Annotated in this window: 19 protein-coding genes and 2 pseudogenes; 14 read left to right on the top strand and 7 right to left on the bottom strand. The window is 59.1% G+C overall.

Features of this window, described 5'->3' with window-relative positions; all coding sequences use genetic code 11:
• Positions 1–2: 2 nt before the first annotated feature.
• Genes ACIGJB_RS27065 through ACIGJB_RS27075 form a run of 3 tightly spaced genes read right to left on the bottom strand, consistent with a single transcriptional unit; the run spans position 3 to position 3,185 of the window.
• A complete protein-coding gene (locus ACIGJB_RS27065) occupies positions 3–926 on the bottom strand; it encodes a VOC family protein (protein ID WP_483733048.1) in 924 nt (307 codons plus the stop codon).
• Positions 927–939: 13 nt separating this feature from the next.
• Positions 940–2,097 (bottom strand): alpha/beta hydrolase family protein, encoded by a 1,158-nt coding sequence (locus ACIGJB_RS27070; RefSeq protein ID WP_483733049.1) that lies wholly within the window; start codon positions 2,095–2,097, stop codon positions 940–942.
• Positions 2,098–2,099: 2 nt separating this feature from the next.
• The gene (locus ACIGJB_RS27075) at positions 2,100–3,185 is read right to left on the bottom strand and encodes an MBL fold metallo-hydrolase (protein ID WP_483733050.1); all 1,086 of its coding nucleotides are present in this window, start codon (positions 3,183–3,185) and stop codon (positions 2,100–2,102) included.
• Positions 3,186–3,303: 118 nt separating this feature from the next.
• Between ACIGJB_RS27075 and ACIGJB_RS27080 the strand changes: the two genes are divergently transcribed.
• A complete protein-coding gene (locus ACIGJB_RS27080; RefSeq protein ID WP_483733051.1) occupies positions 3,304–4,095 on the top strand; it encodes a LysR family transcriptional regulator in 792 nt (263 codons plus the stop codon).
• A 38-nt stretch (positions 4,096–4,133) separates the two neighbouring features.
• Here the strand turns inward: ACIGJB_RS27080 and ACIGJB_RS27085 are convergent.
• A pseudogene (locus ACIGJB_RS27085) lies at positions 4,134–4,799 on the bottom strand (IS256 family transposase); the annotation flags it as partial.
• Positions 4,800–4,855: 56 nt separating this feature from the next.
• On the opposite strand from ACIGJB_RS27085, the gene ACIGJB_RS27090 reads away from it, so the two are divergent.
• The 6 genes from ACIGJB_RS27090 (at position 4,856) to ACIGJB_RS27115 (ending at position 10,665) form a co-directional block, all read left to right on the top strand.
• On the top strand, positions 4,856–5,791 hold the full coding sequence (locus ACIGJB_RS27090) for a branched-chain amino acid ABC transporter permease (protein ID WP_483733052.1): 936 nt from the start codon (positions 4,856–4,858) through the stop codon (positions 5,789–5,791).
• Between the two features lie 13 nt (positions 5,792–5,804).
• A complete protein-coding gene (locus tag ACIGJB_RS27095) occupies positions 5,805–6,959 on the top strand; it encodes an ABC transporter permease subunit (protein ID WP_483734673.1) in 1,155 nt (384 codons plus the stop codon).
• 14 nt (positions 6,960–6,973) lie between these two features.
• On the top strand, positions 6,974–7,750 hold the full coding sequence (locus ACIGJB_RS27100; RefSeq protein ID WP_483733053.1) for an ABC transporter ATP-binding protein: 777 nt from the start codon (positions 6,974–6,976) through the stop codon (positions 7,748–7,750).
• 14 nt (positions 7,751–7,764) lie between these two features.
• Positions 7,765–8,481: an ABC transporter ATP-binding protein gene (locus ACIGJB_RS27105; protein WP_483733054.1), complete on the top strand. Its 717-nt coding sequence runs from the start codon at positions 7,765–7,767 to the stop codon at positions 8,479–8,481.
• A gap of 622 nt (positions 8,482–9,103) precedes the next feature.
• Positions 9,104–10,471: a DUF3422 family protein gene (locus ACIGJB_RS27110; RefSeq protein ID WP_483733055.1), complete on the top strand. Its 1,368-nt coding sequence runs from the start codon at positions 9,104–9,106 to the stop codon at positions 10,469–10,471.
• Positions 10,468–10,665 carry a hypothetical protein gene (locus ACIGJB_RS27115; RefSeq protein ID WP_483733056.1) on the top strand — a complete coding sequence of 66 codons (198 nt, stop codon included), beginning with the start codon at positions 10,468–10,470 and terminating at the stop codon, positions 10,663–10,665. The genes ACIGJB_RS27110 and ACIGJB_RS27115 overlap by 4 nt, the downstream gene beginning before the upstream one ends.
• Positions 10,666–12,250: 1,585 nt before the next feature.
• On the opposite strand, the gene ACIGJB_RS27120 is transcribed toward ACIGJB_RS27115, so the two are convergent.
• Positions 12,251–13,180 (bottom strand): LysR family transcriptional regulator, encoded by a 930-nt coding sequence (locus ACIGJB_RS27120; protein ID WP_483733057.1) that lies wholly within the window; start codon positions 13,178–13,180, stop codon positions 12,251–12,253.
• A gap of 190 nt (positions 13,181–13,370) precedes the next feature.
• Here ACIGJB_RS27120 and ACIGJB_RS27125 point away from each other — a divergent pair, with 190 nt between their 5' ends.
• The 5 genes from ACIGJB_RS27125 to ACIGJB_RS27145 all read left to right on the top strand — a co-directional run bounded on the left by ACIGJB_RS27125 (position 13,371) and on the right by ACIGJB_RS27145 (position 18,770).
• Positions 13,371–14,294, top strand: coding sequence for a dihydrodipicolinate synthase family protein (locus tag ACIGJB_RS27125; protein WP_058697654.1), 924 nt, complete (start codon positions 13,371–13,373; stop codon positions 14,292–14,294).
• 291 nt (positions 14,295–14,585) lie between these two features.
• Positions 14,586–16,007 carry an MFS transporter gene (locus ACIGJB_RS27130; protein ID WP_483734674.1) on the top strand — a complete coding sequence of 474 codons (1,422 nt, stop codon included), beginning with the start codon at positions 14,586–14,588 and terminating at the stop codon, positions 16,005–16,007.
• Positions 16,008–16,187: 180 nt separating this feature from the next.
• Positions 16,188–17,288: a porin gene (locus ACIGJB_RS27135; protein ID WP_483733058.1), complete on the top strand. Its 1,101-nt coding sequence runs from the start codon at positions 16,188–16,190 to the stop codon at positions 17,286–17,288.
• Positions 17,289–17,411: 123 nt separating this feature from the next.
• Positions 17,412–18,377, top strand: a complete 966-nt coding sequence (locus tag ACIGJB_RS27140; protein ID WP_483733059.1) for a Bug family tripartite tricarboxylate transporter substrate binding protein — start codon at positions 17,412–17,414, stop codon at positions 18,375–18,377.
• Between the two features lie 21 nt (positions 18,378–18,398).
• On the top strand, positions 18,399–18,770 hold the full coding sequence (locus tag ACIGJB_RS27145) for a PHA-granule associated protein 4 (protein ID WP_483733060.1): 372 nt from the start codon (positions 18,399–18,401) through the stop codon (positions 18,768–18,770).
• A 205-nt stretch (positions 18,771–18,975) separates the two neighbouring features.
• Here the strand turns inward: ACIGJB_RS27145 and ACIGJB_RS27150 are convergent, their stop codons facing one another.
• On the bottom strand, positions 18,976–19,383 hold the full coding sequence (locus tag ACIGJB_RS27150; protein ID WP_483733061.1) for a DUF6788 family protein: 408 nt from the start codon (positions 19,381–19,383) through the stop codon (positions 18,976–18,978).
• Here ACIGJB_RS27150 and ACIGJB_RS27155 point away from each other — a divergent pair.
• Together ACIGJB_RS27155 and ACIGJB_RS27160 are read left to right on the top strand one after the other, a co-directional pair.
• Positions 19,369–20,124 carry an IS1634 family transposase gene (locus tag ACIGJB_RS27155; RefSeq protein WP_483733062.1) on the top strand — a complete coding sequence of 252 codons (756 nt, stop codon included), beginning with the start codon at positions 19,369–19,371 and terminating at the stop codon, positions 20,122–20,124. The genes ACIGJB_RS27150 and ACIGJB_RS27155 overlap by 15 nt on opposite strands.
• 123 nt (positions 20,125–20,247) lie before the next feature.
• Positions 20,248–20,943, top strand: a complete 696-nt coding sequence (locus tag ACIGJB_RS27160; RefSeq protein WP_483733063.1) for a hypothetical protein — start codon at positions 20,248–20,250, stop codon at positions 20,941–20,943.
• 246 nt (positions 20,944–21,189) lie between these two features.
• On the opposite strand, the pseudogene ACIGJB_RS27165 reads toward ACIGJB_RS27160, so the two are convergent.
• A pseudogene (locus ACIGJB_RS27165) lies at positions 21,190–22,034 on the bottom strand (IS110 family RNA-guided transposase); the annotation flags it as partial.
• Between the last annotated feature and the right edge of the window lie 199 nt (positions 22,035–22,233).

Raw genomic sequence — 22,233 nt, forward strand, 5'->3', positions numbered from 1 at the left:
GCCTATGGCTTGGAAGGCGGTCCGCCAGGGGCCCATTTTTGCCGGTGCTGAAACAGGAAAATCTGGGACGCATCGGCACTCATTGGCGCCTCTCGTGCAGTCCACGCTTCATCATGAAGATCCATGTCGGCGTCGTACTCGACGTGACATCCGAGCGGGCTGTTGAAGTACCAGAACCAGTTCGAGCCGAACTTGTGGCGCCCCGGGCCCCAGAAGGACTGATATCCCTTTTCCGCAAAGCGCGTGCCTGCCAGCAGGACTTCCGTTGGGCCGCCCATGTGGAACGTGAAATGCTCCACGCCTTTCATATGCGGAGGCGTCTGGATCATGAAGATGGTGTGATGGTCTTCAGTGCCTGCGGGTCGCATGAAGGGACCAACACCCGTGAACCGATCCGTCGTCACGAAACCGAGGCGCTCGTAGAAGGCTTCGGCGCGCGCTGCGTCAGGGACGAAATAGACTACATGGGACAGCGTCCTGGGTAACGCCGGCTCATTCTGCGAGGCGCCAATTACATTGATACCTCGGCGAACGGCCGCGCCAGGAGCGTTCGATAACTCCGCCGCCATGTTTAACGGCTTGCGCACAGTGAGCTGGAAGCCGAGAACGAATCCCATGTCGTCGACAGCCTCGATCGAACCATCGAGAAGTCGGCGAACCTCGCGGTCGCGCTGCAATTCGGCTGCGATGGCGTCAAGCGTCGCGGTGTCGGCGACGCCGTAGATTGTTTTCCTCAGCAGGCTGCCGGTAGGCAAGGCCGGCGGGAGGTCAGGCTCATCCGAGCGCTTAAGAATGATGCCTGTGCCGTCGAGCGCCGCAAATCGACCGTCGCCTTGGTCAAAGAGGCCATAGTCGACTAGATACTGCGCGCACCCTTCAAGGTCGTCTACACCGAAGATCAGCGCGTCCGGTCCAATGATTTTCATATTGATACTCCACTTAGGCTACGTGGCCGCCGAGCGTCTCGGCGACCCAGTCGGCAATGTATTGGCCAGCGTTGATACTGTTATCGAAGCTCGAGTGCTGTACCCCACCCTCGCGCTCTGTAAAAATTTTCAGTTCGCGCTTGGGACTGTTGATGAGTTGCTCGTAGGTGCGTTGTGCCCACTTGAGCGGGATTTGCGAGTCCTTCTCGCCGTGCGTCACGAGGAAGGGCACCTTGATGCGGTCAAGAATGCCGTCGAGGTGAACGTCCTCGGCGATCTTCATGAAGTCGTCAATGTCCTTCGCGCCCCACACCCAGCGTACGTGCGCCCAGTAATGCGGAACGGGAAAGCTGCCCTCCTTTTCCAGGCGCCGCTTCTGGACGTCGCGCCAGTCGTGATTGGCCCCCCAGACCACCCCGCATGCGAAGCGCGGCTCGAATGCAACGGCCCGCGGACAGTAGTACCCGCCAAGCGAAACACCCTCCATGCCGATGCGCTTCGGGTCAACGTCTTCGCGCGCCTCCAGCCAGTCAACCACGCGGCTTGCCCAGTGTTCACTGTCAAAGCGTGCCGTCATGCCTTGCAGGCGCAGGGCCTCGCCGGTGCCCGGCTGGTCAATGATCAGGGACGCGACACCACGTTTGGCGAGCCACGCGGGCAGCCCTACGCGGTACTTCATTTCCTTCGTGGAATCCAGGCCATTGACCTGCAAGAGGATCGGCGCACGGCCGACGACGCCCTCGGCACGAACATAGAGCGCCGACAGATGTCCGCCTTCGTATGGAATCTCGATCCGCTCGCAGTTTTCTCTGGAAAGGCCGATGCCTCGACCGAAAACCGCAAGAAAGCGCTGATACAGTTCCAGACGGCCCGGAGCGTTATGGGCCTGGAGTCGCTCGCAAGTCAGGTAGTAGATAGCAGCACGGTTATACTTTTCGCCGGCGGAAAGCACGCGACCCGCCGACTCGTCTTCCTCGGCAAGGCCGCAAAGCTTGTCGGCCATCCTTTCCCACGTCTCGCGGAATGCCTGGGTGCCGGCTGCGTCGGGTTGACGCGCTGCGTCCTGCAATGGCGCGCACATCTCCTCGATCTCACCGATGCGGGCACCCATCTCGATCGCGAGGTCGATGGACAAGTTCCATACGTAGTTGGTCGGGAAGTAGCGAAACACGTTTAAAACTCCATCAGATCGCGGGCCAGAACTACCGGGCCCTTGTAGAACTTCGACACGCCGTCCGTATAGGCGGTATCCGGATCGGTATCGCGGCCGGGGACGACATGGGTGAGAACGACCTTCTTCACATGGCCTGCTTGCGCCAGCCGCCCGATGTCCTCAGGAACGGTGTGATCCTCGGCCATATGCCGCATAAGACTTTCAAGCAGCCCAGGAGGAGACTTTCCCGGTTGCGAGCTCATGAATTTCTTCAGGCTGTCCTCAATCAGGGGAAGGCTGATTACTTCATGCACGAGGATGTCGGCATCCTTGGCAAACTCGGTCATGTTCGCGCACTTACCGGTGTCGCCGCTAAACACGATCACGCGATCTGGCGTCTGGAAGCGAAATGCCCATGATTTGTCCTGGTCTAATGCCGCAGGCGAGCCCGATTCAAAGTGAAAGTGGCAATTTTCGATGGCCGTTACCTTGATCAGGTCATCCTGATACACGAGCCCGGCGCCACGGATGTCACTCGCTTTGAAGAGGGACTCGGGTGCCTGGGAAATCTTCGCGTCGGACATACGAATGCGCGCATTTGGCTCGAAATACCTGAGATACCCCTGGAGCATTGACTCAGTGCCGGCCGGTCCATACACATGCACTGCTTTCCGACGTCCGGTACTCCACTGCAGGCCCATTAGCGTGCCCCAGTCGGCATTGTGGTCGTCATGGTTATGGGTGATGAAGATCTGGTCGATGCGGCGATAGTCGATCCCCGCAAGTCTGAGTTGCTGCACCACGCCATTTCCCGCATCCACCAGATAGACGCGCCCCTGTAAAAGCACGGCATTTGCGGGCTGGGCGCGGTGTCCTGCCGGGAGAGGACCGCCTTGCGTGCCAAGCGTGATCAGGCGAGTGCCGGAAGAAAGTTGTGGAGCCGGGGCCACCTGCGCACCAGCGGTTACGCACCACGCAGCACCAACAATTCCGAGCAGATTGAGAAGGCGTCCAGCGCGCCATCCATTGCTCGCTGTTGTCCGGCTTGTGTGTGCGGACGCGGTTGCCAAAGGCAAAAGAGCGCGGAGCGCTCGGACCGGGAACATGTAGTCTCCTAACTTCGTTTTGATCTGGTGCAAAGCTTATACTTGCACCACCCACCCGAAAAATCGTTTCAATGGATGCGACAATTCGATTCCGTGGAATCATTTAAGGTAAACCCTTATGCGCTTCAATCGTCTGGATTTGAACTTGTTGGTTGCGCTGGATGCTCTGCTTGTGGAGCGCAGCATCACTCGGGCTGCCGAGCGCTTGCATATGAGTCCCTCCGCGATGAGCAGCGCACTGGGTCGCCTGCGTGACTACTTCGATGACGAGCTTCTGGTGCAAGTCGGACGCAAAATGGAACCTACTCCCCGCGCCGAGGGGCTGCACACAGCAGTACGAGACGTACTGCTGCGGGTCGACAGTACGATTGCAATGCAGCCGGATTTCATTCCGAGTGAGACGACTCGAATCTTCCGGATCTTTGCATCTGATTACACTCAAGCCGTTCTTATGCCAAAAATTCTGTCCATCGCGACAGAACAACGCTCAAGGGCGCAATTTGATCTCCTTCCGCATGTTTCCAATCCTCAACGAGCACTTGAGCGTGGTGAGGCGGACTTGTTGATTATTCCGCGGGGACTGGTGTCGGCAGACCACCCTGTGGAGGTTCTGTATGAGGAGCGCTTCGTTTCGGCGGTCTGGAGCAAGAGTGCGTTAGCACAAGGAGAATTGACGATCGCTCGGTACTTGAATGCTGGGCACGTGGTGGTGCAGCCGCCGGGGCCGGATCGCGACACATCTTTTGAAGCAGGCTCGGTCAAGCGACTCGACTACTCGCGCAACGTCGCAGTGACAACGTTCAGTTTTTCTCTCATGCCGGCGCTGGTAGTAGGCACGGAGTTTGTGGCAACGGTCCATGAGAGACTGGCGAACGGGGCCTGTCAGCGTTTTTGTGTTCAGGGCAGTTAAAGGCGCACCGTCGACTTAACCGGTGAGCCAGCATTATCTCAGTGATGCGGGTGGGTAAAGCGTTCCTCATAGAGAATCGCAAACTGGTTCATGGCAGCCTTCCAGTCATGCGTTGAGCTGCCCCACTTACCGGTGATGTTGCGCAGGGCCAGCCATAGCAGCTTCGTTGCCGCCTCGTCACTGGGGAAGTGCCCCCGAGTCTTGATGATCTTACGTAGTTGCGCGTTGATGCTCTCGATCGCGTTCGTCGTGTAGATGATCTTGCGGATCGCCGGTGGGAATGTAAAGAACGGGATCACCTGATCCCAGGCGCGACGCCAGGACGCGGCGATCGGGGGGTATTTCTTAGCCCATTCGCTCTGCTCGAACGCCGCCAGTTCGGCCAGCGCCGCCTCAACAGTGGGCGCGGTGTACACGGGCTTAAGCGCCGCAGCCACGGTCCGGCGCTCTTTCCAACCGGCGTAGCTCAAGCTGTTTCGGATCAGATGCACGATGCAGGTCTGTAGCGTCGTGGCCGGGAACACCGCGTTCAGGGCCTGTTCCATGCCCTTGAGCCCGTCGGTCACTGCAATCAGGATGTCCTGCGTGCCACGGATCTTCAGGTCGTTGAACACCTTCATCCAGAACTTGGCGCCTTCGGTGCTCTCGATCCACAGGCCCAGGATGTCGCGCGTGCCGTCGGGCAGCACGCCCAAGGCCAGATACCTTCGTTGCCAGCGTCAGGGTTCACCGCCCAAAGCTGATGACATTTGGATTCGATATGGATGTTCTGATTCAGCAACTTATCAATGGGCTGGTGCTGGGCAGCATATATGCGCTCATCGCCCTCGGCTATACGATGGTCTATGGGATTCTCGGCATCATCAACTTCGCCCATGGCGACGTACTAATGATTGGTGCGCTGACAGCCCTATCTGCCATCACTGGCCTGAAGGCGCTTGTTCCAAGTCTCCCTGATTGGCTGACGCTTGTCCTAGCCACACTGATTTCCATGCCAATCTGCGCTCTTCTCGCCAGTGTCATCGAGCGCGTCGCATATCGACCATTACGAAATGCGCCTCGCTTGGCTCCGCTTATTACCGCTATTGGCGTTTCAATCATTCTCCAGACTGTGGGCATGCTGATTTGGTCGCGGAACCCGCTAACCTTTCCTCAGCTCCTTCCGTCTGAGCCCATTTCCGTCGCCTCGACCGGTGCCACCATCACAGGCAAGGAACTAGTCATTATTGGCTTGGCAGTAATGGTAATGGCCGGTCTGCTTACTCTGGTGAATCGTACGAAACTCGGTCGTGCAATGCGTGCTACGGCTGAGAATCCTCGCGTCGCCGGTCTTATGGGTGTAAATCCGAATTTCGTCATCACGGCGACTTTCATGATTGGCGCAACTTTGGCAGCCCTGGCTGGAATCATGATGGCCACAAACTACGGCAATGCCCACTTCTATATGGGATTCATTCCAGGACTAAAAGCCTTCACAGCTGCAGTGCTTGGCGGAATCGGGAACCTGGCCGGCGCAATGGTAGGGGGAATGCTTTTGGGCCTTATTGAAGCCCTGGGAGCCGGATACATCGGTGACCTGACGAACGGGGTCTTCGGCTCCAACTACCAAGACGTCTTCGCCTTCATCGTCCTGATTGTCGTCCTCGTCCTCCGCCCGGCCGGCATCATGGGTGAACGTGTCGCTGACCGCGCCTGAGCCAAAGGAAGCTATGAATACTCAAACTCCCTCTGCCGCACTGCCGGCACCCTCGCAAGTACCAACCAAGACCTCCTCCGCCTTGCTTGCGCTACTTGCGCTTGCGGTCGTCGCGCCATTCCTTATACAAATGGCTGGTGGAACCTATTGGGTACGCGTCTTGGACTTTGCGCTGCTCTATATCATGCTAGCGCTGGGCCTAAACATCGTTGTAGGCTTCGCCGGTCTGCTGGACCTTGGCTATATTGCCTTTTATGCTGTAGGCGCCTACAGCATGGCTTTGCTCGGGTCTCCTCACCTGGCAAGCCAGTTCGAGTGGATTGCCCAGTTGTTCCCGGATGGCATGCACATTTCGATGTGGGTGGTGTTGCCAGCCGCCATCCTCGTAGCGGCTACCTTTGGAGCACTTCTAGGCGCCCCAACGCTGAAATTGCGCGGTGACTACCTTGCTATCGTTACGCTGGGCTTCGGCGAGATCATCCGCATCTTCATGAATAACCTAGACCGTCCAGTGAATATCACCAATGGTCCCAAGGGAATCACCGCCGTAGACCCCATTCGCATCTTCGGCTTCGACTTCTCAACGTCACACGAGATCTTCGGCTACAAGCTCACGTCAGTCTTCCTGTATTACTACCTCCTCGTGATCCTGGTAATGGTAGTCATCTTCATCTGCGTGCGCCTTCAAAACTCCCGTATCGGACGCGCGTGGGTCGCAATCCGCGAGGACGAGATTGCGGCCAAGGCGATGGGCATTAATACGAGAAACATGAAGCTCCTAGCCTTCGCGATGGGCGCCTCTTTTGGTGGGGCGTCCGGAGCGGTGTTCAGCGCATTCCAAGGATTCGTGTCTCCAGAGTCGTTCAGCCTCTGGGAATCGATTTACATCCTCGCCATAGTGGTCCTTGGCGGTATGGGCCACATCCCAGGCGTCATTCTTGGTGCAGTATTGTTGGTAGGCTTTCAGGAACTGTTGCGCGTCGTTGCAGAGCCCATCCAAACGGGCCTGTTTGGCCACGTCGTCATCGAAGCGGAGGTGCTTCGCCAACTGATGTTTGGTCTCGCTTTGGTCATTGTGATGCTTTATCGCCCGGCGGGTCTCTGGCCGTCGCCGAGAAAGGAAGACCGCCCCGTGCTGCGTCGTGCAGACAGTGTTGGCCGTTTCTGATTAGGAAATTCGACATGAGCAATTCCGAGTACCTTCTCTCAGTTAAGGGAGCTAACAAGCGTTTCGGCGGGCTACAGGCCCTGTCGGATGTCGGCTTAAAGATCAGAGCCGGGGAAATCTACGGCCTTATTGGTCCGAACGGTGCAGGCAAGACGACGTTCTTCAACGTCATCACTGGCCTCTACGCTCCCGATTCCGGAGAGTTCAAGCTAGGAGGCGATGCCTATCAGCCAACTGCGGTACACCAGGTGGCAAGAACGGGCATTGCCCGGACGTTCCAGAACATCCGTCTGTTCGGGGACATGACCGCGTTAGAGAACGTAATGGTCGGACGGCACGTTCGCACTAAAGCTGGCGTGCTCGGGGCCATCCTTCGACCGCGTTCAGTTCGGTACGAAGAACTGGCTATTGAGGAATTGGCCCATCATCTTCTCGACTACGTTGGCATCGGAAAGTATGCCAACTTTACTTCGCGCAATCTTTCGTATGGCCATCAGCGTCGTCTAGAAATTGCCCGTGCTCTTGCCACGGACCCCAAGCTCCTTGCCTTGGACGAACCGGCAGCGGGGATGAACGCAACCGAGAAAATTGAGTTGCGCGGATTGCTGGAGAAAATTCGCGATGACGGGAAAACGATTCTTCTCATTGAGCACGACGTCAAGATGATGATGGGCCTTTGCAGTCGAATTTCGGTATTGGACTACGGACGAGTGATTGCTCAAGGGCTTCCCCAGGAAGTAAAGAGCAATCCAGCAGTAATCGAAGCTTACCTCGGTGCGGCGGCGCATTGAGAAGGAACACGCAAATGAAACCAATCATTTTGAAGATATCGGCGTTGAAGGTCGCCTACGGCGGTATCCAGGCCGTCAAGGGCGTTGATCTCGAGATTCGGGATGGCGAGTTGGTGACGCTCATTGGCGCAAATGGTGCGGGCAAGACTACAACGATGAAGGCGATCACAGGCCTGCAATCGTGGGCCGGCGGCGATATCCAGTACCTTGGCAAATCGATCAGAGGCGTGCCGGGCTTCACGTTGCTCAAGCAGGGCCTTGTCATGGTCCCTGAAGGCCGCGGAGTCTTCTCGCGCATGACAATCGTCGAGAACCTGCAGATGGGTGCATATACCCGAGACGACCACATCGGGATTAGAGATGACATCGAGCGGATGTTCGAGACGTTTCCACGGTTGAAGGAGCGAGCCAATCAGTTGGCCGGAACCATGTCCGGTGGCGAGCAACAGATGCTGGCTATGGCTCGAGCCTTGATGAGCAGGCCTAAGCTTCTCCTGCTCGATGAGCCCTCGATGGGTCTCTCTCCCATCATGGTCGAGAAGATCTTTGACGTCATCCGCCAAGTTTCGGCGCAGGGCGTGCCTGTTCTTCTCGTTGAGCAGAATGCACGCCTGGCGCTGCAGGCCGCCCACCGGGGGTATGTGATGGAATCCGGGCTCATCACGATAAATGGAAATGCGCAGAAAATGCTGGACGACCCTAAGGTACGCGCTGCGTATCTCGGAGAGTGATAGTTCAACGCAACCTCGAGCTTGGCAGTATGGCACTATTTCAATCGGGAAGCCGGATGGGCGTGGTGTCTAATAGCAGACAACCGACTGCTTCCGACATACTGCATCACATCAGAGCATCGGTTAAGAGGATTCGGCGTGACGTTGCTATGGCGCGGGAAGCCAACGAGCTAATGCTCGAGAATCGCCTAGCGAATCTTCTAAGACATGCACTCTTTTCCGGGTCTCAATTCGATATTGCTGTCGCTTTAGGCAGCGCCGCGGAAATGAGGATGTTTCCGGACGAGGAGGCACTAGAACGATGCACAGCCTCCTTACAAACTGCTGATGTCCGCGCTTTGCGCAGCGTCGTCTGGGTTGTCAGACATCGATGCTTGAATGCCGGCACACGCGGGCATCGGTTTGCCGTCCCGGCGTGCTGAGGAATACAGGCACGCCGGGACGCCCGCTTCGGCGAATACTGCCTATCCGACCGTGACTCTCCAACGACTGTCCTAAAATGTCGTGATCAGGTGCATTAATTTGCATTGAAAAATGCTGAGTCAACGATTAATTTTATGCGTTTTTGTTAAAAGACGCATGCGATATTTTACTACTGAAGTTCTCGCCTCTACCGAACAAATTGGACAACTCAGTCGACCTTGGATCCGTTTCAGACCATCCCCTGCGCGCCGCGCTGGTCGCAGAATTGCATGCACGTCCGTTCCTGCGCGTGAATGGAAGCGCCTCGGTGACGCACTACGCCATCTACGCTGACAACCATGCGGGGATCCATGAACGACTATTGCACGCATTGTGTATTGAGACAAGCATCAACACGCCAGTCGATGGGGTCCGGCACTACACCACGGCATCAGCCTTCGGCTGGCACCTGAAGTGGGAACGCCATACCGAGTTTTCCACCTTCACATTCGTTGCCTCCCGCACCGATTTCGACTACTTCAACGATCTCGCCATCAATGGCATTCCAGCCCGATGGCTCAACATGATGTCGGGGCTTCGATTCCACGCCTTGCGCATGGAGTTGATATCGGGAGGAGCAGTTGACTCCGCGTGCGACGATCTGCGCAAATGGATGGTCGGCCCTATCCTCGTCGGCAGCGATGTGCTCGGTGGCGGGAAGATCTTCAGCGACTGGCGCATCGGATCCGACGGCTACATGCGTTTCCTTGCGATCGACCAGGATTTTCGCGAAGAACAGGGCGGCAGGCTGCTGCAGCGCGTGTGCGAGATCGAAACCTATCGCATGATGGCGCTGCTCGCCTTCCCGGTAGCGCGGCGATTGGGTAACGATCTCGACGAGATTCAAGCATCGCTGCAGGATCTCATGCATGGCATGAACTCCCGCGATGCGGGAGACGACGACGCCGCCTTGCTTGTGAGGCTGACCGAGCTGGCCGCCCGCGTGGAATCGTTTTCCGGACACGGTGGACGTTTCAGTGCATCGCGGGCATACGAGCGGCTCGTCCTGGCGCGAATCCAGGAGTTGCGGGAACAGCGAATCGAGGGGATGCCAATGGTCACGGAGTTCATGGAGCGACGCTTTACTCCAGCCATGGAGACGTGCAAAAGCATCTGGACGCGGCATGAAGAGATCGCGGCGCGGGTGGCACGCGCGGTCGACTTGTTACGAACCCGCGTCAATCTTGCCCAGGAGCGGGACGTCACGCGACTACTTGCCGGGCTGGACCGTACCTCGAAAAACCAGTTGCACTTGCAGCATGCCGTCGAGGGACTGTCAGTAGCGGCGATCTCCTACTACGTTCTCTCTCTCGCCGCGGCCGCGTTAAAAGCCCTGCACGTCCTGAAACTCCCATTCGACCCGGAACTCGTCGAGGGTCTATTGATTGCTCCGGTGATCCTCGCCGTCGTCATGATTGTCAAACGCAACCGGCCCCGGCCATCGCACCACGAGCCTCGGCCGGTCGGTGCCTATCGGTCGCCCTCTTCCGAACTTTCTGAGACCTCGTCTTCAAAGGAAATGAAATGATCGCCACCGTAAATTCCGATTCCATTTTTTTTCCTCCGATCACCGGCAGACACCGGGCAATTTGCACTGGGCGACCGGCACAAGGCGGGGACACCGCGCTGTTGTCGCAGCCTTTGAAGAAGCCCACAGAGGTGTTGATGGATTCCATTGATCGGCCAGATGTCGCCGCAGTCGCGGTGCTTGGATACAACTGACATTGCATGGCAGTGTGGCCGTCCTTCCCGTGACAAGCGGTGCTACCGGGACGGCCGTTTCGGTCAGGTCGTCCTGGGCTGCTTGCCTTCCGCAACGAATTCTGCAGCGACATTGCCGAACAGCTCTTCGTGCTCATGACTATGGGCGATGATCGAGCTGTGCGCGTTACCTATGTCGCAGTTCAACTCGTGTATGACAGAGATGCCTGTGGCGACCGATTCCGCTACCCCCAATGAGAGCCAATGCTGACCTCGTTCTGAGCGTTCCGGGTCTCACCGCTCGGATGGGTCGGACGCAGGCAATCATCTCCGTTGGTGAGCCACGGCAAATACCCGCTCGGAAAAGTGCCGGACCCACATAAACGAGTTCAGGCCGGACGCCGCCCCGCCCCACCGGTCACGTAGTTTCGGTGCATACGCCGCCCCAAGCGCATTGGCACTGAGAAGCTGACGGTGTAGCGGCCGAGCCGGCGACCTTCGAGCCAGAGAACCCATCATCCTGGCGTGTGGTCTTGTCATGTCAGAGTGCAGCCGGAATAATGAAGGCGATTTTCCAATGGCGCCTTACCTCACGATATGACGAAAGCCCGAGTCTCAGGCTCACGGCAGCGGCCATGGGACCTGAGTTATCCGAAGCCGACTACGTCAACCAGGCGCTGGAGCAATTCAACGCCTTTAGCCTGATCCAGGGCCCTACATTGCTGAATCGTTAGTCTGGCAGGACGTCAGGTGCTACTACGTTCACGCCCGCGACTACATCGCCACCGCCGCCGCCCTCCAGCTATGCGTAGCAGGGACGCAAAATTGTTGTTACGGCATTTGCGGTCGTGCCAACATCTCTCGGATTCCCGCCCCCAGGCCATTAAGCGTCATTCGTACGATCTGTAACCGCGAAGTTCAGGCGGTCGCTGCGCACGGGAAGCCTGCTGGTAACTTTGTGCGTGCCCGAAGGACGCTTCGGGTCGCTATGTAAACCTCTACATAGCGACCCCTATGCTCAGGTCATAACTATGCGCAGATGGCGTGCAATCATTGGTGCTGGAGCCACCATGGTGGGGACCTGCCGCGACAATGCCTGCGCATAGTTATAACGTTCGTCTGAGCCGCCTGCCCGCATCCCACGCCCATGATCGATGCTTCGTGTGTCGGCAGGCTTCAATCACGCAACGGCCGTCGTCCTTTTCCTCGGTTTGGAATCACCATAACGCTGACGCGGTCGTGGTGTTCTGCTGGCCGGGCGCGAGGTAATGCCCTGGTTCGGCACGTCAGCCCGCGGCCGCCATCGTAGCCTCTCAAGTGACGACACCCCGTCGATCCGCAGCGGAAACTATGCGCAGGTGTGCAATGATCAACCATCCAAGAACCCGCGCCGCCGGCGGACTCGACTATACGCTTCACCGCGACCTACACATAGTTGCGACATGGACATAGGGGTCGTGTACCTTCCTTCGCCGCGACTGCAATGCTAAATCACGCCACACGTCCTCCGTCTCCGTTCAGACTCCAGCCATCAACTAAGCGCGAGGCGCGCAGACGCATTTCAAGCCAGACGTGCAGCAGGGTCGAGAACTTATTGCAGCCAATCTCAAGTTGACACCTCGACGCCACGCCCCGTCGACTCCGACCCTCCGAATTGCGCAATCTCACGAACAAGCTGCATGACTGTGCGGCACGCTAACGTGAGTTCGCCGTGGCGCGACATGGCCAACGCAATATGGCGAGTGATTTCTGGATCGATGATCTTCGATGCCTGCAAGCGGCAATCTCGGCCGGCATTCGAAATCGCATACGGCCCCAGCAGCGCATACATGCCCCCGTCGGCGACGATATGGGTCTGCAGGCTTAGCGAATCGGCCTCCACTGCGACATTCAGCGCAACACCATGCTCCAGTGCCAATTGATCCAATCGGTCGCGCCAGCTATTGGGTCGGCAGAACATTACCAAGGGAAGATTGTGCAGCGCGGAAAACTGTACGGTGGGGTTGGCGGTCACGCTGTCCCCCTCGGCGCCCACAAGGTAGGTCGCAGTTTCGACCAGGTACACGTCGCCGTGCTTTGGCATCGGACTATGGCGGAACAGAATAGCCAGATCGACGTGTCCCGCTTCCAGCCAGTTCTCCAGTTGTGCGCCTTGCCCCTCGCGCACACTGAGTTGCACCAGGGGGTAGCGCTCCTTCAAGCGGTAATACAGCGTACTGACCAGTGGATGCGCCATGGAAGGCAGGATGCCGATACGAACCGTGCCGATCGGCTTGCCTGAGGTCGAGTGGATGTCGTTGAGCAGTTGGTCCGTGCCTGCCACCCACGCCCGGACCTTGGGCGCCACGCGCTCGCCGAATTCGGTAAGCACCACCCCACGACCCGTGCGCTGGAACAGACGCCCCCCGCACTCCTGCTCAAGTTCATTAAGTTGACGGCTGACGTGAGGCTGGCTCGTGCCATAGGACTGAGCCACCTTGCTCAGACTGCCCAAGTCGGCAGCCGCCAGGAACAGTTTCCATGCGGAGTAGTCCATCGCTTGCCTTGGCTTCCACGCTATACGGAATCAGTATATCTGAAATATCCAACATGACACTTCCGGCATGACATGGCGACTCCTAGACTGCCTCACATGCCCGCCACCGTTATGGAGACACCAACGGCGGCAGGCTCTCCGGGCAAAGCATCCGGCACCCGGTGAACCCCATACTCATACAGGAAGTGACATGAAAGACATCGACCTCCGCGGCCTCAATCCTGCCCCCGTTACGCCCTTCACCCGCGACGGCGCGGTGGACTACGCCGCCTGCAAGAAGCTGGGCGCTTGGCTCGGCAGCATCGATGGCGTGAAGAGCCTGACCGTGCTCGGCCACGCAGGCGAAGGCACCTTTCTGACGCAGGCGGAGCAGATGAAGGTCATCGAAACCTTCGTCGAGGCAGTCAATGGCGCCATTCCCATCATCGCCGGCATCACGTTGGAAGGGACCGAGGTAGCCGCCGAGGAAGCCAAGCGCGCGGTCCAGGCGGGCGCGTCCGCCGGCCTGCTCTACCCCTCGCACGGCTGGCTGCGCTTTGGCTACCAGAAGGGCGCGCCTCAGGACAAGTACCGCCAAGTGTTTGAGACCAGTGGGCTGCCGCTGATCCTGTTCCAGTACCCCGATGCAACCAAGTGCACCTACGATCTGGAAACCCAGCTCGACATCGCGGCGCAGCCCGGCGTGTTCGCAATGAAGAACGGCGTGCGCAACATGCGCCGCTGGGACACCGAGATCCCCGTGATTCGTCGCGAGCGCCCTGATTTGCAGATTCTGAGCTGTCACGACGAATACCTGCTGCACACCATGTTTGACGTGGATGGTCTGCTGGTGGGCTACGGCAACATCGCACCGGAACTGCTGGTCGAGCTGATCAAGGCCGGCAAGGCACGGGACTACAAGGCCGCCCGCGCCATCCACGATCGCCTGCTGCCGGTCACGAAGAACGTCTACCACCGCGGCTCGCACATGGAAGGCACTGTGGCGCTCAAGCACGCCCTGGTGGCACGTGGCATCCTGGAACACGCCACCGTGCGCTCGCCGCTGCTGCCACTCGCCCCGGGTGCTGACATTGAGATCGCCAACGCGATGCGCGCCGCCGGCATCGTAGGCTGAACGATGGCAGGCGCAGCCACAAGGCTGTGCCCGCCGGGTCTCGAGCCCGGGAATTGGCCTCTCCCGTTATGCCGCAGCCAGCATGCAAGGCGGCACAAACGGGCGGAACGCAAGGCATCAGGCTGACTGGACCTTCTGGAGGGCCCGCACTCAACGGGTTTCCAGCAGCTCCGGTAGCAAGAAGGCCATGCCGACAGTGGAAGCCGACGACATAAGAAAAAGATGGCCGGTGCTCGCACACCACGAGCCAGTCAACTTGGAGACAGCATGGACACCACTACGGTTGCACCCATGTACAACAGTGGCAGAAGCGATACAACAAGCAGTGCGCCATTTGATCCGCGGCAGCGGGCGGCGCAACTGCTCTTTCGCATCGAGAACGTTCCCTTTAGCAGATGGCACACCAAGGCCCGCATTGTCATGGGCAGTGCCACCCTGTTCGACGCCTTCGATGCGCTTTCACTGGCGTTCGTCATGCCGGTCCTGGTGGGGCTCTGGCATCTGTCGCCGCGAGATATCGGGATCCTGATTGCGGCCGGATACCTTGGGCAGGTCATCGGTGCACTATGCTTCGGATGGCTCGCCGAGCGCATTGGCCGGGTACCAAGCGCCACTGTGACGGTCGGCCTGATGTCGGTCATGAGCGTAGCGTGCGCCTTGACGGGAAACTTCCAGATGCTGTTCATGTGCCGTTTCATCCAGGGCATTGGCGTCGGCGGCGAGGTACCGGTTGCAGCCACCTATATCAACGAGCTGTCGCAGGCCCATGGGCGTGGGCGCTTTTTCATCCTCTATGAACTGATCTTCCCGATCGGCCTGATGCTGGCCGCCCAGGTCGGCGCGTTCCTGGTCCCCCGCTTTGGCTGGGAGTACATGTTCCTGGTGGGTGGGATTCCCGGCTTGCTCGTAGCGCTGCTGATCATGCGGTTGCCGGAATCACCGCGATGGCTGATCGGCAAAGGCCGCTTCGACGACGCGGAGCGCGTGATAGGCGAAATCGAAGCGAGCACCCCCAAGCGAAACCTTGATCCGCAGCACAATGCCGCAGAGATGGCTCGGCGTATCTCGGAACTGTACGAAGGGCTCCAATCGCAGAAAAAGGGCACCTGGAAGGAGCTGTTCTCGCCGTTTTATCGTGGCCGTACGGTGGTGGTATGGCTGCTGTGGGCGAGTTCCTATTTCGTTGCGAATGGCATCAACAACTGGTTGCCGAGCCTGTACAAGACGGTCTATCACCTGCCACTGCAGGAATCGCTGCACATGGCCTCCCTCTCCAACGTACTCAGCACCTGTGCCGTTCTTGTCTGTGCGCTGTCGGTGGATCGCGTGGGTCGTCGGCGCTGGGCCATGGGGTGTTTCATTGTCAGTGGCATCCTACTCGCCGTCCTTGGAGCCTCCGGGGCCACCAGTCCCTGGTCGGTCATGCTGCTGGCTTCCTCAGCCTATGCGGTCATGGGTTCGGCAACGGTGCTGCTGTACCTGTACACGCCGGAAATCTATCCCACGCGTATCCGTGCGATCGGAACCGGCCTGGCAACGTCATGGCTACGAGCTGCCTCCGCCACCGCACCCGCTGTTGTCGGCATGGTGCTGACGGGACAGGGTATTGCCACCGTCTTCCTGATGTTTGCGGGTGTCTGCGTAGTCGGCCTTGTCGCGGCAACCCGAATGACCGAGACCACCAACCGACCACTGGAAGAGATTTCACCCTGACTGGCTGACATGCCAACGCAGCGGTGCAGACCGCTGCGGTCAGACGCTTCGCGGCAACCATCGGACTCAGCCTCTCTGCTAGCCAACCACACGAATGGTATCGAGCGCTCCGCGCGGAGAGGCGGCCGCTCGTCTGCCCTTCGCAACTTTGTAACCACTCGCAATAACAAGGAGACACCCATGAGGAGTTGCGTGAAATGGTGCGCGGGCCTTTTGTGCGCTGCGCCGCTGTTCGCTTCGGCACAAACGGTAACGCTTTACGGCGTTGTCGACACTGGCGTCGAGTATGTGAACAATATCGGTGCCAGCAAGGACAGTGTCGTGCGGATGCCAAACCTCACTGCGTCCGTGCCTTCGCGCTGGGGGATGCGCGGGACGGAAGATCTTGGGGGAGGCCTGAAATCTATCTTCGTCGTGGAATCCGGCTTTGGCGCTGACTCCGGATCGTCGAACCAGGGAGGACGCTTGTTCGGTCGCCAGGCCTTTGTCGGGCTGAGTAATCGCTGGGGACAACTCTCCTTCGGCCGTCAGTGGACGATGACCTTCTGGTCGACGCTGGACTCCGACGTACTGGGGCCGAACATCTACGGCGCCAACGCGTTGGACAGTTATCGGCCCAATGCCCGTGCCGACAACGCCATCGCGTACAAGGGAACGTTCGGCGGATTGACTGTCGGCGCGACTTACAGCCTTGGGCGCGACACAGTCAATGCTGGCCAGAACCCCGCGGGAACCAACTGCGCCGGGGAAAATCCTGCCGACAGCAAGGCCTGCCGGGAATGGTCAGTGATGCTGCGGTATGACGCGAGCTGGTGGGGCTTGGCGACTGCGTATGATTCCCTGCGCGGAGGCCCCGGTGCTGCAGGCGGGCTGGTAAACAGCGGCCTCAAGGATGACCGCCTGCACTTTGGCGGCTACATGGTCCTGTCCAAGGCAAAGCTCGGCATCGGTGGTACCTTCCGGAACAATGAGGGCAGCACCACGTCCCACAGCCAGTTGTACTATGCGGGCCTGGCCTACGACATCACACCCGCCTTCAATCTCGCGGGGCAGATCTACTATCTGGGATTCAACCATAGTGCCAACAAGGCATGGCTCGCGGCCCTGCGCGGTACCTACGCCTTCTCCAAGCGGACCTCCGCCTATCTCACGACTGGCTTCATTGATAACCGCGGCCAACTGGCCTTGTCAGTAAGTAGTGGCAGCGCCGTCGCAACCAGTGCGCCGGCACCGGGTGGCAACCAGTTTGGTGCGATGATCGGCATAAAGCATGTCTTCTGAGTCGGCGCCATACCTGTTTATCGCAAGGGCTCTGGCCAACTCAGCAGAGGCAAAATCCATTCTCTGGACGCTCGCCCGTCGAGGCAGAGGGGCAAGCATGCAAATCAATATCAGGAGACAACAATGAAAGGTATCTTGAGAGCGCTACTGGCCACAAGCTTTGGTCTTGTCGCCACGTTGGCTTTCAGCCAGACCTACCCCAACAAGCCCGTCAGAATCGTTGTTCCGTATCCCGCGGGTGGAACCGTGGACGCTGTCACGCGGGTTGTTGCACAACGCCTGAGCGAAAGCCTTGGCCAGCAATTCATTGTCGATAACCGACCTGGAGCCAGCGGAACGCTGGGTAGCAAGCTGGTGGCGAGCTCCGCTCCGGACGGATATACCTTGCTGGTGCAGGCATCGACCTTCGTGGCCACCCCGATGCTGATGAGCGCAAAGACCTATGACATCGAAAAGGACTTCACAGCGATCACGCAACTGGGTAGCGTCCCGATGCTGGTGACAGCGCATCCCGGTGTTCCTGCAAAGGACCTCAAGGAGTTCATGACCGCCATCCGCAAGGCGCCCGGGAAGTACACATTTGGAACCTCAGCAGTCGGCTCGGCTAGCCACCTTGCCGAAGAAGCGATCAAGCACGACGGCAAGCTCCAGTTCGAGATCATTCCCTACAAGGGTACGGCTCCGGCGTTGACAGAAGTCATGGGCGGACACATCGATGCCATGGTGGATGCCTTGCCATCGACGTTGCCCCATGTGAAGAGTGGAAAGCTGAAGCCGCTTGCCGTCACCAGTGCGAAGCGCATTGCCGCGTTGCCGGACGTTCCGACGGTTGCGGAGTCGGGATTGACCGGCTTCGAGATGGTTTCCTGGTATGGCTTGTGGGGGCCCGCGAGAATGCCCGCCGAACTGACTCAACGTATTCGGAATGAAGTCGCGAAGGCGTTGGCTTCGGAAAAGGCGGTCAAGGTATTGGGCGAGTATGGATTCAGCGCCACGGCGTCCCAGACGGCGGACTTCACCGCATACATCAGGCAGGAGAAGGCCAGATTCAGCACCCTGATCAGGGAGGCAAATATCAAGCTCGACTGAGCGGCATTTGGAGGGCCACGAATGAGCACATATACCGCACGCGACCGGGGCAGCGCAGTGGAACACATCCATGGTCGCGCTGCCGGCACGCTTGAGTTGGACTACGAGACCGCATGGCAGGATGCGATTGAACTTGAGCAACTCGGCCGTCAATACGGTGTCGACGTCCAGTATCGCGCTGTCGAACATGTCTCCGTGGCTTCCGCCGAAGCATTGGTACGCGGCCTGCGCATGGCGAAGGCCACATTCCGGCAGCGCCACCTCTACTGCAGGTTCGACTTGACCGCGCTGTCTGACGATACGCTGCAACATCTTGAGGATCTTGCCATCGAACACGGCGACTATCTCATGCCCGGTAACCTCTTTACAGAGGCAACGCTGACCTGGATGTGAGCGGCCGGATTCACCCGCGGGTCCAGCGCCGCCGGAGGACTGCTCCTTTGGGCGGGATCGGTGACTGCAATACGACTGCTAACCTCCTGACGCACCGGATAGTTCCGGATGAGCACCGGGATTTCCGTTCTCAATCAGGCATTTAGCCTTACTTTCCGCAGGTCGCCGATTGAATTTCCGCGTAATTTCCCGGGCGCCCGGTAGTTCAGGGGTTGCGGGGAGTTTCGGCGTCTATCAGGCGTTCGGTTTCGTCCTCCCACGCCTGCATCAGCTTCTTCGCTTGCCGATAGTTGGCGATTGCATGCCGCAACACGGCGGCTTGCTCGGGTGAGACCGTGCGATGGACAAGCTTGCCGCCTTTCATGTGCCCCCATTCATAGTACGGGCCATGGCGTGCGTTGGAATCCTGGGCGCAGCGGCAGCCCGGCTTGCCGCAGACCTTCATGCGTTCCAGTAGCGTCCCAGAACACAGATAGTCGATCGCATTGAGCGTCTCCCGGATGCGCTCGATCCGCTCGTGGGCTTGCTTGATGATGGTTTCGGGGCGGCGTGGCATAAACTTGACTTTTAAACTTCTGTCGCTAAGCTTAGCGACAGAATGAAAGGCACGCAAGAACCTTCTCCGCACCAGGCTCGCTTCATCCTTCACAGCGAGCGCTTGGGACCTTTACCCCTCATCAATCACTTCATTCAACGCATCGGCCTGGAGGACGTGCTCGATCGACACGTCCCCTCGGACGCACGCTGTGCGGTTTCTCACGCCAGAGCCCTGGGGGTCCTGCTGCGCTCGATCATCGTCGAACGCGAGCCGATTTACCGCCAGCACGACACCGTGCACGGCTTCGCCAGTGGGATGTTCGGCATCCGTGCCGAGGAGATGGCTCACCTCGGCGATGATCGGCTCGGACGCGCACTGGATCGACTGTTTGACGCCGACCGGGCGGGCTTGTTGACCGAGGTGGCGTTGGCGGTCGGGGAGCGTTTCGGCGTGAACTTCGACGAGTGCCATAACGACAGCACTTCAATCCGCTTCTGCGGCAGCTATCGTGGCGCCTCAGGCCGCAAGATTCGCGGGCGAACCGCACCGGTGATCACCTATGGCCACTCGAAGGACCATCGCCCCGATCTGAAGCAGTTGCTGTTCATCCTCACCATGACCGCCGACGGCAACGTTCCCATCGCGTTTCGCTGTACCGACGGCAACGCGAGCGACTCGCGCACCCACATCGAGACCTGGAATACGCTGCGAGCCGTGGCAGGGCGCAGCGATTTTCTCTATGTAGCCGATTCGAAACTGTGTTCGCGAAAAATACGGACTACATTGATCGTGCAGGCGGGCGCTTCGTTACCGTGATGCCCCGCAATCGGTTGGAAGACAGCGAGTTCCGCCACTGGATCCAGACCAACACTCCCGATTGGACCTGTGTGTGCGACCGGCCCAATCGGCGCTATAGCGAGGGGCCGCGCGACTGCTGGTATGCCTATCGGGCGCCGTTACCGTCTGCCGAAGGCTGGCCGGTCGTGTGGGTCTGGAGCGCGCCGGCGGCGCAGAAACATCGCCGCGGCCACTGAAGCGCTCCAGCAGTTACGCACACGGCTCGCCGGCGCAAAGACGAGACTGCGGGGCGCCGCCGAGATCGATCTGCAGCTCAAGGTGATTCTCGAGAAGCACCACGTCGGCCGCTACCTGAAGGTCCGCCGCACCGTGCGCGAAGAGCATCAGTACAAGCAGACGCAGCGGGGTCGCCCCGGACCCGAGACCGCTTACCGCAAGATCACCAAGCGGCGATTTGACGTCGAGTGGATCACGGACGATGAGGCCATCGCCTATGACCATAAAAGCGATGGCATGTACCCGCTGATGACCAACGATCGCAGCCTGTCACCGGCCCAGGTACTGGAAGCCCACAAGGGCCAGCCCATGATCGAAAAGCGCTTCGAACAGGTCAAGACCGTGCATGAGATCGCGCCCGTGTTCCTGAAGGACGAGGGCAGAATCGAGGCGCTCTTCACCCTGTACTTCTTCTTTCTGACCGAAAACTCCAACAGTTCCGGATGGCGGTGGCGGCAAGGCTACCCTAACGGGTTTGTGTCAGAGCAGGCTCCTCCTTCTATGAGCAGTGGATTGTCAAGTTCCTTTAATCCAGATCGGGCTCACAACAGCGAGGTCTGAAGCACCCCAGGTTTATGCGCGCGTCAGACGTGACGTCTGACAACCTTCTATCCACCGGCGCTTGGCCGGCCTCATCCTGCATGCGCATGACACCGGAATCAATCCCCCCAGGAACATGCCCCATCTAAATACATCGGTTGCATCAGCAACCCAGGAGGAGCACGGGCATGTTCACCTCAGACCGTTTCTGCTTGCGAAGTTGACTGACCGACCGTTACCTCCTTCCTGCAAGCTCTTTTAGGGGCCTTACGCCGACTTCAGGCGTGCGCCTTCGGGAATCTCACCGTCTTTCAGATAACGCCACAGTGCAATGGCGAGTCGCCGTGCGACCGCAACGATCGCGATTCGCCGGGCCCGCCGGTTTGGTCCAGTGCTCTGGGTGCGCGCCTTGAACCAGCGCGTGAGTACGCTATCGGGCTGGTGGCGCAGCCAGCACCATGCCATCTCGACCAGTAACGCACGCACGCGTTGCCCTGTTTGCTGATGCCCTGGTCGACCTGGCTCTCGCCGCTGTCGTAGGGCTGGGCCACCAGCCCCGTACAGGCACCCACCTGGCGCCGGTTGCTGAACTCCCTCCAGAACAGTTCCATCGCGAGGCGCGACGCGCCAACTTCCCCAATTCCTTTCAGGCGCGCCAGGTCATCGCGTCGCTGGCGCGCGGGTGCGGGCAGGCTTGCCTGTCGCGTCTTCTCCAGTACCGCGAGTTGCTGCTGCGCCAGCGCCAGCCGTTCGCACTCGCGCAGCAGCCGCTCGCGCATTTCGGGCGGCAACGGCGCGCCGTCGTGACACTTCACCTCGTCACGGGCAAGCCGACCGGCGAAGTGTCTGGGATCCACTTCATCCCAGCAGCCGAATGTGGTCAGCAGTTTGCGCATGCGGTCGCGGTGCTGCAGCACTTCCTTCTGCAGTTGTCCGCGATCGCGCATCAGGTGTCGCGACGCTTCGTCCTGCGGCGATGGCACGTGAACTACGCGCATGCGATCGCGCTCGCCGCGAAGCCATGCGCGCAGGTTGATCACCAGCTTGATGACATCGAGCCGATCCGTCTTCGCTCGCCGCTTGTGGCGTTCGACCGGAATGCTGGCCGGATCGTCATCCAGACGGCCACCTTCATCGGCCATTGCAGCCGTCCGATCCAGCCAAGGCCAATGACTGAGAAGAGATGCTTTTTCGATTCACACAAACAAATTACCGATGAACCCCAACAAGCCTCGCGCTAGTTTCAGGGAGGAGGAAGGTCGCTGATCGACCCTTAGCTTAATCGGGTTGAGCTTTCCGGCAAATGGCTTC

This window comes from Cupriavidus sp. C2SS-8b (assembly GCF_057073745.1).

Excerpts from the sequence above, each read along its gene's own strand:
- ACIGJB_RS27065 (WP_483733048.1), bottom strand. The coding sequence starts at position 926 with ATGAAAATCATTGGACCGGACGCGCTGATCTTCGGTGTAGACGACCTT.
- ACIGJB_RS27075 (WP_483733050.1), bottom strand. The coding sequence starts at position 3,185 with ATGTTCCCGGTCCGAGCGCTCCGCGCTCTTTTGCCTTTGGCAACCGCG.
- ACIGJB_RS27080 (WP_483733051.1), top strand. The coding sequence starts at position 3,304 with ATGCGCTTCAATCGTCTGGATTTGAACTTGTTGGTTGCGCTGGATGCT.
- ACIGJB_RS27090 (WP_483733052.1), top strand. The coding sequence starts at position 4,856 with ATGGATGTTCTGATTCAGCAACTTATCAATGGGCTGGTGCTGGGCAGC.
- ACIGJB_RS27095 (WP_483734673.1), top strand. The coding sequence starts at position 5,805 with ATGAATACTCAAACTCCCTCTGCCGCACTGCCGGCACCCTCGCAAGTA.
- ACIGJB_RS27100 (WP_483733053.1), top strand. The coding sequence starts at position 6,974 with ATGAGCAATTCCGAGTACCTTCTCTCAGTTAAGGGAGCTAACAAGCGT.
- ACIGJB_RS27105 (WP_483733054.1), top strand. The coding sequence starts at position 7,765 with ATGAAACCAATCATTTTGAAGATATCGGCGTTGAAGGTCGCCTACGGC.
- ACIGJB_RS27115 (WP_483733056.1), top strand. The coding sequence starts at position 10,468 with ATGATCGCCACCGTAAATTCCGATTCCATTTTTTTTCCTCCGATCACC.
- ACIGJB_RS27120 (WP_483733057.1), bottom strand. The coding sequence starts at position 13,180 with ATGGACTACTCCGCATGGAAACTGTTCCTGGCGGCTGCCGACTTGGGC.
- ACIGJB_RS27125 (WP_058697654.1), top strand. The coding sequence starts at position 13,371 with ATGAAAGACATCGACCTCCGCGGCCTCAATCCTGCCCCCGTTACGCCC.
- ACIGJB_RS27130 (WP_483734674.1), top strand. The coding sequence starts at position 14,586 with ATGTACAACAGTGGCAGAAGCGATACAACAAGCAGTGCGCCATTTGAT.
- ACIGJB_RS27135 (WP_483733058.1), top strand. The coding sequence starts at position 16,188 with ATGAGGAGTTGCGTGAAATGGTGCGCGGGCCTTTTGTGCGCTGCGCCG.
- ACIGJB_RS27140 (WP_483733059.1), top strand. The coding sequence starts at position 17,412 with ATGAAAGGTATCTTGAGAGCGCTACTGGCCACAAGCTTTGGTCTTGTC.
- ACIGJB_RS27145 (WP_483733060.1), top strand. The coding sequence starts at position 18,399 with ATGAGCACATATACCGCACGCGACCGGGGCAGCGCAGTGGAACACATC.
- ACIGJB_RS27155 (WP_483733062.1), top strand. The coding sequence starts at position 19,369 with ATGAAAGGCACGCAAGAACCTTCTCCGCACCAGGCTCGCTTCATCCTT.
- ACIGJB_RS27160 (WP_483733063.1), top strand. The coding sequence starts at position 20,248 with ATGCCTATCGGGCGCCGTTACCGTCTGCCGAAGGCTGGCCGGTCGTGT.